The sequence below is a fragment of the Streptomyces sp. NPDC025793 genome, assembly GCF_055558375.1.
Genome location: NZ_JBVHMR010000132.1, coordinates 1 through 2,457, shown reverse-complemented (window position 1 = coordinate 2,457; position 2,457 = coordinate 1). Strand labels below are relative to the sequence as shown.

The 2,457-nt window shown below is 65.2% G+C and carries 3 pseudogenes; 1 reads left to right on the top strand and 2 read right to left on the bottom strand.

Annotation, left to right across the window (positions count from 1 at the left end):
• Positions 1 to 91: 91 nt before the first annotated feature.
• Positions 92 to 331: pseudogene (locus ACZ4MF_RS48840) on the bottom strand (helix-turn-helix domain-containing protein); the annotation flags it as partial.
• 810 nt (positions 332 to 1,141) lie between these two features.
• Between ACZ4MF_RS48840 and ACZ4MF_RS48835 the strand changes: the two are divergent.
• Positions 1,142 to 1,624: pseudogene (locus ACZ4MF_RS48835) on the top strand (IS110 family transposase); the annotation flags it as partial.
• A 104-nt stretch (positions 1,625 to 1,728) separates the two neighbouring features.
• On the opposite strand, the pseudogene ACZ4MF_RS48830 reads toward ACZ4MF_RS48835, so the two are convergent.
• Positions 1,729 to 2,121 (bottom strand): annotated as a pseudogene (locus ACZ4MF_RS48830) (transposase); the annotation flags it as partial.
• Positions 2,122 to 2,457: the final 336 nt, after the last annotated feature.

Below are 2,457 nucleotides of genomic sequence, written 5' to 3'. Positions count from 1 at the left end.
CATCCGTGAGCTCATGTCGCCGCACCATGAAGCGCACCTGCCCAGCCGAAGAGCTGATCCACCAAACCAGCAAGAGCCATCAGAAACGGCCTAGGAGCTCGACAGCCTCGGTGACGTAGCGGTAGGCCGTCGCGGTGCCGACGCCGAACCCTGCCGCGAGTTGGGCATAGGTGTGGCCCACCCGCAGGTGGGCGAGTGCGAGCAGGGCCTGGCGGCCGGCGCTCAGACGCCGCCGGCGTGAGCCGATCTCGCGGCGGTGCCGCCTCAACTGCTGGGTGAGGAAACGGAGGACAGAGCTGGACACATCAACGCCCGACGGGTAGACAAGCATGTGAAGCCTCTGGTGGAGACGGTTCTCTTGGTCGAAAACCCGTCTACCAGGGGCTTCACCATGTTGTCAGCCCGACTTCCCTGTCCCAGGAGCAGGTTCTGGGCAACCTCAGAAAGGCGGCAGAGACCCGTTGCGAAATGTCAGGAGGATCACGTGATGCCTTCGCCGATAGCCCGCCGCTACCTTCTGTCTGCCCTGGTCGTCGTGGCACTGGTCGCGTTCGGCTACTACGCTCTCCAGCCCGTCCGAGAGGATTGCTCGCTCAGCTCCGAGCCCTATGGCTCCACCTTCACCCCAAACAACACCCACTCCTCCAGCGATGGTCAGTGCGGTGAAGGGCGGACGCGGTTCCTGACCTGGTTAGGGCGATAGGGCTCCTGACCGGCCAGAGCCGATGACTGCGGGTTGCCGATGGTCGAGGGTTGTGTGGGCCCGTTGGTAACCGCCGATCAGAGGTGCCGTGGTTGTTGTTGGTGCCCTACCACCCGATCCGAGCGGTACGAGGCAGGCTCAGCAACCAGGTTGGAAAAGTACCCATGACGGCGCTGTGCGCCGGCACCGTGGCGGGATGAGAATCCGGGGCGCGTAACGGCATCTGGCCGGTGGGTGGTTGGCTTCTGTGCGCGGGTTGAGTGCTCTGTGGCGCCGTTCGCATGCTGGTGGGTGCGGTCCGGGCAGACGTCGGTGACGCTTGGTATCCACGAGTCCGGGGAAAAGTATGACGCTGGGGCTTGAGGGATTGTTGACTGCTGCTGCGAGCGCGAATCTCAGGCTCTTTGGATCATTAGGCCCCCTCCGGGCGGCACGTTGATGGGTGCTGTCACGGAGGAGGCCGGGCGTGCGGGTGATCTTCGAGCGGTGTGCCGGACTGGACGTGCACCGGGACACGGCGGTGGCGACGGTTCGCTCGCCGGGGCAGCGCAGGGGTTCACGGGCAACGGAGACCCGGACCTTCAAGACCACCGTGCGCGCGCTGGCCGACCTGGGCGACTGGCTGGCCTGCGAAGGGGTGGAGCTGGTCGGTATGGAAGCGACGGGGTGTACTGGAAGCCCGTCTTCGCCGCGCTGGAGGGGCGGTTCACCTGTCGGCTGGTGAACGCGGCACATCTGCGGAACGTGCCGGGCCGCAAGACCGATGTCGCTGATTCGGTGTGGATCGGCCGGATCCTGGAGTGCGGTCTGGTGCGGCCGTCGTTCGTGCCGGTGCAGGAGTTCCGGGAACTGCGGGATCTGACGCGGGCGCGTACGGCGGTGTCCCAGGAGCGGGTGCGGGTCATCCAGCGGCTGGAGAAGGTGCTGCAGGACGCCGGTATCAAGCTGACCTCGGTGGCCTCGCAGGTGTGGTCGAAGACGGCGCGGGCCGTGCTGGAGGCGCTGCTGGACGGGGTGACCTCACCAGTGGAGCTGGCCGCGCTGGCAGCGGTCTTGACGCTCTGGGCGTCGATGACGCAGGCGGTGGGTTCGGCGGTGCCTCCTGCCTGCTCGCGGACCATCCGGTGCAGGTGGAGGCCGAGTTTCTCGATGGTGCCGTCCGCGGTCCAGGCGCTGAAGTAGCCGAACACGGTGGTGTGCGGCGGGAAGTCGTGGGGCAGGTAGCGTCATGGGACGCCGGTCTGGTTGAGGAAGAGGATCGCGTTCATGACTTCTCGCAGGTCAGTGGCCTTTCCGCCGAGGTTGAGGGAGGTCTTCTGCCGCTCGGGCCGCCAGGCCGTCAAGGCCGGCTCCATCAACGCCCAGCGGGCATCGGAGAGATCACTCGGGTACGGCTCGCGCTGCTGTGAAGAGGTCATGGGACCACTCATGCACGAGGTCCCCAACCGGGCATGTCGCTCGATCGAGCGAGGCAAAAGCGGCCTTCAGGGGCGTATTTAAACCGGACAGGAGCTATCGGTATCAACTCGGGTGAAACACAAGTTCCAGCGCGCTCCAACTGAAGAGACATACTGCTTGTTCTGCCTGCACGCGGCGGATCCCGGCGCGGCCTAACTATCCTAAATCAGCCCATGGATGACACGAACGTCCTCTAAGAGGACGTCTGGTTCGTGTAGTTCGCGGGTGATTGCGGTTTATGCGTCTCGCCAGGTTGGGGTGGTTTCGCCGGTTGCGCGTTTGGCGAGGGCGGAGAT